8 protein-coding genes and 1 pseudogene are annotated in these 7,115 nt (G+C 48.8%); 4 read left to right on the top strand and 5 right to left on the bottom strand.

What is annotated here, in order from left to right:
* From lacNas_RS12280 to lacNas_RS12270, 3 genes and pseudogenes are all read right to left on the bottom strand, one after another.
* Positions 1-238, bottom strand: a pseudogene (locus tag lacNas_RS12280) (alpha/beta fold hydrolase); the annotation flags it as partial.
* Positions 239-310: 72 nt separating this feature from the next.
* Entirely contained in the window at positions 311-1,714 is a 1,404-nt protein-coding gene (locus lacNas_RS12275) for a C69 family dipeptidase (RefSeq protein ID WP_201330937.1), read from the bottom strand.
* Positions 1,715-1,729: 15 nt separating this feature from the next.
* On the bottom strand, positions 1,730-2,569 hold the full coding sequence (locus tag lacNas_RS12270; RefSeq protein WP_201330936.1) for a DNA/RNA non-specific endonuclease: 840 nt from the start codon (positions 2,567-2,569) through the stop codon (positions 1,730-1,732).
* Between the two features lie 118 nt (positions 2,570-2,687).
* Between lacNas_RS12270 and lacNas_RS12265 the strand changes: the two genes are divergently transcribed.
* The 4 genes from lacNas_RS12265 (at position 2,688) to lacNas_RS12250 (ending at position 5,424) form a co-directional block, all read left to right on the top strand.
* Positions 2,688-3,518 carry an aldo/keto reductase gene (locus lacNas_RS12265; RefSeq protein WP_201330935.1) on the top strand — a complete coding sequence of 277 codons (831 nt, stop codon included), beginning with the start codon at positions 2,688-2,690 and terminating at the stop codon, positions 3,516-3,518.
* A gap of 388 nt (positions 3,519-3,906) precedes the next feature.
* The gene (locus tag lacNas_RS12260; RefSeq protein ID WP_201330934.1) at positions 3,907-4,308 is read left to right on the top strand and encodes a hypothetical protein; all 402 of its coding nucleotides are present in this window, start codon (positions 3,907-3,909) and stop codon (positions 4,306-4,308) included.
* Positions 4,309-4,380: 72 nt separating this feature from the next.
* Entirely contained in the window at positions 4,381-4,836 is a 456-nt protein-coding gene (locus lacNas_RS12255) for a hypothetical protein (RefSeq protein WP_201330933.1), read from the top strand.
* A gap of 132 nt (positions 4,837-4,968) precedes the next feature.
* The gene (locus lacNas_RS12250) at positions 4,969-5,424 is read left to right on the top strand and encodes a hypothetical protein (protein ID WP_201330932.1); all 456 of its coding nucleotides are present in this window, start codon (positions 4,969-4,971) and stop codon (positions 5,422-5,424) included.
* 85 nt (positions 5,425-5,509) lie between these two features.
* On the opposite strand, the gene lacNas_RS12245 is transcribed toward lacNas_RS12250, so the two are convergent.
* Positions 5,510-6,415 carry an ROK family protein gene (locus lacNas_RS12245; RefSeq protein WP_201330931.1) on the bottom strand — a complete coding sequence of 302 codons (906 nt, stop codon included), beginning with the start codon at positions 6,413-6,415 and terminating at the stop codon, positions 5,510-5,512.
* Between the two features lie 113 nt (positions 6,416-6,528).
* The coding region (locus tag lacNas_RS12240; protein WP_201330930.1) for a PAS domain-containing protein at positions 6,529-7,115 on the bottom strand (587 nt) is incomplete at its 5' end.

Genomic DNA, 7,115 nt, shown 5'->3' with positions numbered 1-7,115 from the left:
GCAGCTCGTCAAAGGCCAGGTGGTAACCGGCCAGGGCGCTGGCATAGTCAGCCGCCTCAAAGGTGAAGGTCAGGATGCCGGAGTCGTTCAAGTAGCGGCTCAGCCACCGGGCCTGGTCGTTTTCACCGGTCTTGGCCAGGATCACCAGCGGGGTCATCCCTTCAATCGGATTCACGGCCTCGCCCCAGATGCCCTTCAGCTTGCCTTTGGCGTTGATCAAGGTCATTTCTTTTTCCATAAAAAGCTCCTTACGTTGATTTCTTGCTTACATTCTCTACAACATTACTATTGTACTATTTTTAGCAGGAAATTACGGCCGGTACTTGTAAATCGAGTTGTTGAGATTGTCCTTGACCAGCTGGTCAAAGAGGTCTTTGCCCTTGGCGGTGATCATGCCGGCAATTTTTTCATTTGCTTCAGTCAAAAAGTCCGGCAATTCTGCTGCGGCCAGCTTCTCTGCCGCCTCATCCGTTTCGTCGACATGCTGGATGGCCAGGCTCTGACAGTCAGCCTGGAAAGCCCGGAGCTTTCTCTGCCAAGTCTGCTGCTTGCCTTCAAGCAAGGCCTGGATGCACTTGTAGAGCCAGTAGGCGCTGCCCATCGGGTCAGCCTGCCCGGTCTTGGCTTTGTAGTTGGCCGGCGTGTCCTTGATGTTGGTGTAAAAAGGCACCCAAGGAGCAGCTGAGTAAAGGCCGAAGCAGAGCCACTGGATGGCCTTGTAGCCTTCTGGGCGGTCACTTCTGATCTGCATGATGGAGCATTCCTGAGACACCGTCACGGAAATTGGCCGGTAGGCATTCTTGACTGGGCTTTCTTCCTTGGTCAGGTAGTCGTATTCCGTGTTTTCATAGTGGCTGCTTAAGTAAAACTGCACGTCTTCGATGGCAATTTTCTTGGCCGGCACCCGGCAAAACGGCATGTCCAAGTCGTCGATGGCCTGCTTCACTTCCGGGTTGAAGAGCTTTTGCCCATACCACATCCGGGGAGTGTTGTAGCGCAGGTCGTCTTGGTCTCTTGGCGAAAAAATCTCCCGGAAGTTGAAGCTGCCAGTCTTAGAAGGATTCAAGTGGTGGTCCTTGACGAATTGGCGCAGATTAGTGGAATACATGTAGTTGGCCGGGTCGTCAAAGTCGATTTCCCCGATGATCATCATGTTTGGGGCCACGACGTAGCTGTCGTCTGGCACCCGGCGGGCAACCCACTGGTGGCCGGCCCCGGTTTCCATGTACCAGATCTCGTTTTCATCGCCAAAAGCGATCCCGTTGCTTTCGCTGGACCCGTATTGTTCAACCAGGCCCCCCAAGCGCTCGACCCCTTCTCTGGCCGTCTTGACAAAAGGCAGAACCAGGTAGAGCATGGAGTCTCCGCCGATCCCGTTTTTGACAAAAGGATCATGGCCTAAGACCCGGCGATTGCTGGCCTCGCTTTCGGTTGAGCTCATGGCCACGTTGTAGCTGTTGATCCCCTGCTCGTCAAAGCGGCCGTAGTCTTCTACAGCGTCGCGGACGGCGGTGAAGCCGCAGCCTTGCCCTTTCAAAGGAATCTCTACGCCAGTTCCCTTGGAAACGAAAACTTCATCATAATTTTTAGCAGGATAGTAGACGAAGCGTTTCTCGTTATAGCCTTGGTCGTAGTCTTCATCTCTGGCCACGATCACTGACCCGTCAAGGCTGGCCTTCTTGCCCACCAGCATGGTTGTACAATTGTCGCGCATGTTTCTTCCTTCTTTCTATTCGCTGACCTGCATGCTCCGGTCAATTTTAGCCCGGCCAGTCTGGTAGTCAAACTGGTAGCCTGGCTGCACATTGTAGATATAAACGTTGAAATCCAGTGTCCCGTCGGTAGAAACTGCCTGCAGGTTGATCCCCCGGGCCATGAGCTCCTTGCCTTTAAAAATTGGGGTGGCCTGGTAGATGACCTTTTTCCCGCTTCTTAAAGCTGAGCGGACCTTGCTTTCAAAAATCGTCTGGATCTTCTGGTTGGAGAAGGCCGACTGGGTAAAGAGGTTCTTGGGATTATTCTGGTCGCCGGACTGGTTCTTGGGGTTGTAGTTGCCGTCCTGGTCAATGCCGGCGGAAACTGAATAAGCAATCAGGTGGCCCCGGTTGTAGATCTGGGTCCCGTTTTGCCGGTTGGAGTGCCAGCCGGTTGGCTGCACATACTGCCTTACTCGCAAAGAGTCATTGGCCACGTTCCGCTTTTCCAAAAAGGCGGTGTTGGAGCTGGAAGTCCGGTTCTGGCTGTCCAGGTTGGAGTAGATGACCCGGTTGACCTTCCAGGCACTTTTCACCAGGGTGGAGTGGTTGTTGTTGACGTAGCGCCAGCCCTTGCCGCCGGACTTAAAAGTCTCATTGGCCAGCTTTTGATAGTCGCTCTTGGCTAATCCCCCGTAGACGGTTTTAGCAGTTTGGGCGGAGCTGACCGCGCTTGATGAAGTGCTGCTGTTTGAACTGGTCAGATTTTCCTGGCCGCCCTTGGTGTAGACGCCCCAAATGATTGCCGCCGCGGCGATTAAAACCGACAGGAGTCTGGTATTTTGGCGCTTCTTGCGCCTGCGTTTTTTTGCCATTTCTTTTCCTCGCTTTTTAGACTAAATCTATTTTAGATGATTTCAACCGTAAACCAAAAGATTTAACCTATAATTGATAGAAAAAGGCAAAGAGCAAATACAAAAGAAAGGAAAAATCATGGAAGAATTCAACTTAAACGATGGAAACAAGATTCCGAAGATCGGTTTTGGCACTTACAAGATCAAGGGCTACCAAGGGGTGCAGGATATCAGCCAGGCAATCGAAAACGGCTACCGGCTCCTAGACTCAGCCGCCCGCTATGAAAACGAAGGGGCCCTGGGCAAGGCGATCAGAAACAGCTCTGTTGCCAGAAGCCAGCTTTTTGTAACCTCAAAACTGCCTGGAGCCCACCACGAATACAAGGCCGCGATTAACGAACTGGAAGAAGGGCTTTTAAGAAGCGGCTTGGACTACTTTGACCTCTACCTGATCCACTGGCCAAATCCGTTGGAAGATCATTATGTAGAAGTCTGGCAGGCCTTGATCGACGCGCAGAAATTCGGCTTGGTCCGGTCGATCGGAGTGTCTAATTTTGAACCAGGGCATATCGACCGCTTGATTAAGGAAACCGGGGTTACGCCAGCCGTCAACCAGGTGGAGCTGCATCCCTACTGGTCCAGCCGCGCCGTCCGGGCTTATGACGATGAGCATGGGATCGTTACGGAAGCCTGGAGTCCGCTCATGCGGGCCGGGGAAGTTTTCCAAGAAGATTTGATCCAAAAGCTGGCCGCAAAATACGGCAAGAGCCCGGCTCAAGTAATTTTGCGCTGGGAAACGCAATTGGGGGTCGTGCCGATTCCAAAGGCTTCCTCCAGTCAGCACCAGTTGAGCAATCTGGACATTTTTGACTTCAGTTTAACTGAAGAAGAAGTGGAAGCCTTGACAGATCTGGATAAGGCAGATGGCCGCCGGCCAGACCGCGACCCTAACCAACACCAGGAATTTTAAGAAGTAGAAATAAGCAGTTGCACTGGTCAACTGCTTATTTTGCTTTTAAACATTTGTAAGAATTCGATGCTATCTCACTTTTCCTTGCTTTAATAAGCAAAATTTGTGCTCTGAATTTTAAGATAATTAATTTTCCACCTTTTCAAACATTATAAAATAACTCAGATCTTGCATGATATAGTTATATCGCTAGAAATTCATGACCAAGTACCTATGCGCTTGCTCACATAATCGTCCACCTTGTGCGGGAACTTTATTATATCTACGTGTATTTATGGCAAACAACTAATCTTCGTTATTTATGTGTTCTTTCTGTGAAGAAAGCGTTATCATATGGTTGATGGATCAATTTATCAAAATTCGTTTACTGAAAAGTGGAGGTCGAATCATGAAGAAGCTTTTAACATGGCTGTTCTTACTCTCAGCATCCTTGTTTGTTGCTCATCCAGTTAATGCGGATGCTGACACCACAGCTAATTCCGAAGTCTTTGCGTCCATCTACCAGCAAGGTGTAAGCAAAGGTATTCTTACCGAAAGCAACAGTTCCGAAGCAGAGTTCGTAAAATACTGTAATACAGAAGCATTTCCGATGTATCTGAAATACGTTGAAGTGGATCCCGGAACTTCTTTTGAACAATATGTCGCTGATGAAAACTATTTTGTTTCATATAATCCAAATAATGATCATCCCGACACTGTTTCTGCAGACAATTCACAAAGCAAAGGGAAGGGTTATTCCATCTTTTCATCATTTATCGCAGCAAAAAGTGGGTATAGCATGAAAGCTTAATTTGTCGGTAATTTTCAAGGTGACTTCAAAGCAAGTTACCTTCATCAAATTAACAGTTGGAAGTGATCTACCATGACAAAAACAGAAAAAATTTTTTCAACAATCATTAAAGCAGTCAACTGCTTGATGTTTCTGGTCGAGGCAGTTCTAATCTGGTTAATGGGCGCACACTCCGTTGGCTTTCAAACCGATTTCGAAAGCCTTACCATTGGTTGGGCTCTGATCATTGTGTCTATTGCCCTTTTGTTGGCTGCCATCATAATCTGGACGAGCAAGTTTTCAGTCCTCTTCTGGATCACTGAAATTGTCTTAGTTGTCGGATTCATTGCTTTGATCTTTTTACGGGTAATGACTGCAGGCTTAGCTTTCGATGTACTTGGTTCAGCCATAATTCTTTTTATATTGCGCTATGGTAAATTCACTAAGCCATATACAGGACCTATTATGGTTGTTGCTATCAACTTAACCTACATCTATCTTTTATCCGTTCCTTATGACTGGTTCTTTAACTACTGGTTTACGAAGTAAAGCTATTCCATCTTTTCATCGTTTATCGCAGCAAAAAGTGGGTATAGCATGAAAGCTTAATTTGTCGGTAATTTTCAAGGTGACTTCAAAGCAAGTTACATTCATCAGATTACCAGTTGGAAGTGATCTACCATGACAAAAACAGAAAAAGTTCTTTCAACAATCATTAAGTCGGTCAACTGCTTGATCTTCCTAGTTGAAGCAGTTTTAAGCTGGCTCATGGGAGCAGAGCAGGTCACATTTCAAACTAATCTAAAAGAGCTTGAGATCGGCTGGTCATTCATCTTGATTTCAGTCGCACTCGTATTGGCAGCTATACTTATTTGGACGAGCAAGTTTTCAGTCCTCTTCTGGATCACTGAAATTGTCTTAGTTGCCGGATTCATTGCCTTGACTTCTTTACGGGTGATGAATACCGGTACGGCTTTTGACATACTCGGACCTGCAGCAATTCTCGCCATCATGCGCTATGGCAAATTCGCCAAGCCATACGTAGGACCGATTTCAGTTGTCATTCTCAACTTAGTCTACATTTATCTTTCAACCGTTCCTTACGACTGGTACGTCAATTACTGGTTTACGAAGTAAAAAATCTAATCATCCTACAACAGCAAAACTGAGCTCACAGCAAGATGAGCTCAGTTTTTTCTATGTTCAGCTAAAAATTTTCCTGCTACTTCTCATTCTCTTGTAGCAAGGCAAAGAGAGCACCGTAGAGGTTGGTGTCATTTCTGAACTTGGCTGCCACGATTTCCGGTGGAGTCACCTGTTGACGCAGCATTGGGTTGTCATTAAGGATTTCTCCAAACTGCCGGCGAATCTCTTCAATCAGGATTTCTTGCGCGCTGATCCCGCCGCCAATTACAACCTTTTCTCCGTTGATCACGGCCTGCAGGTTCAAAATCATGACCGCCACGCTTAAGCAGTACTGGCGGAAAATCTTGACCGCCTCTTCATTGCCGGACTTGATGGCTTCAAAAGCCGCCAAACCATCATTGACATCTTCATTGCCCAGCTGCCGGTTGACCTTCTCCACCATGCCAACTGCTGAGCAGGCAAAGCCAGCGTAAGCATCCATTTTCTTAAGCCCGGCACCTTGGTTCGTGATCATCCAGCTGAGCTCCCCAGCCTGGAAGCTGCTCCCGTGCAAGAGCTTGCCGCCAGCGACGATCCCGCCGCCAACCCCGGTGCCCAGAGTCAGTACCGCCCCAGTGTCAACTCCCTTGAGTTCGCCCAGCCACTGCTCGCACAAGGCCGCTGCCTTGCCGTCATTTTCCGCGCCAACAGGCACGCCGTATCTGGCCCCCAGGGTCTCTTCCAGGTTCAAGCCGTCCAAAAAAGGCAAGGCCCCGCCAAAGTGAATGATCTTCTTTTCGGTGTCAATCTTGCCTGGCGCGCAGACCGCGATCCCGGCAAACTTGCCCTTGTACTGGTCGCCAATGGCGTACAAGACCGCCACAAAGTCTTCCAGATTGTCCGCACTTGCCCGCTTGCCCTTTTCCAGCAGCTTCCCTTCACCATCCATCAAGGCGTACTTCACGTTGGTTCCGCCGATGTCAAAAACTAAGTATTGCGTCATTTTCTCACCTTCACTGTTTTTCTTTTAGTCATATTATAAGCGTTTGCACTTGCCTCTTCCATGCAAAAAATTGACCAAAAAAAGGCCAGCCTTGAGCTGGTCTAAAAAATTGCTTAATGTTGAGAAGCAGCCGTATTCGCGTCCGTAGACTGCCGCTTTTTCTCCAAGGCAATGTCCCCCGGAGACGGAACAAGGTCCGGTCTTTGCGGATGTTCATCCTTGACGGCTTTCAAGCCATTGGTCTTCAAATAGTATTCAGCCAGCGGCTGCAAGTCAACGACCCATTCCATAATGCCACGGAAATTGCCTTCCTCATCCTCAATCCGCTTGTAGCGGTTGTAGTGCAGAATCGGCTGCCCATGGCCCATTGAAACTGGAGTCCAGACTTCGCTTCTGCCCGTAGCCTTGGTGCGCAAACCATACCAGACCTGCTTGACATACTTGAAGACATTGCCGCGGTTTGGGTGCACCTCGCTCATCGGCGACCCGATCTGGTCAGGCCGGCGCTTGCCCATCATCCGGTAGTTTGGATCCGGATTCTTGTTGTACCACAGCAATTGGTGGTTGTCATCACAGTAGGTCAGTTCGCCAAAAACGCTGCGCAGCAGCCAGTTGATCTGGTTGACCGTGAGCAGTCCGCAGTCAAGCTTGACATAAGTGTCCCCGCTGACTGCCTGGGTCTTGGCGGCCGCCTTTTCCA

The organism is Lactobacillus nasalidis (genome assembly GCF_016587775.1).
Classification (GTDB): domain Bacteria; phylum Bacillota; class Bacilli; order Lactobacillales; family Lactobacillaceae; genus Lactobacillus; species Lactobacillus nasalidis.
This window is presented reverse-complemented; position numbering and strand designations above follow the sequence as displayed.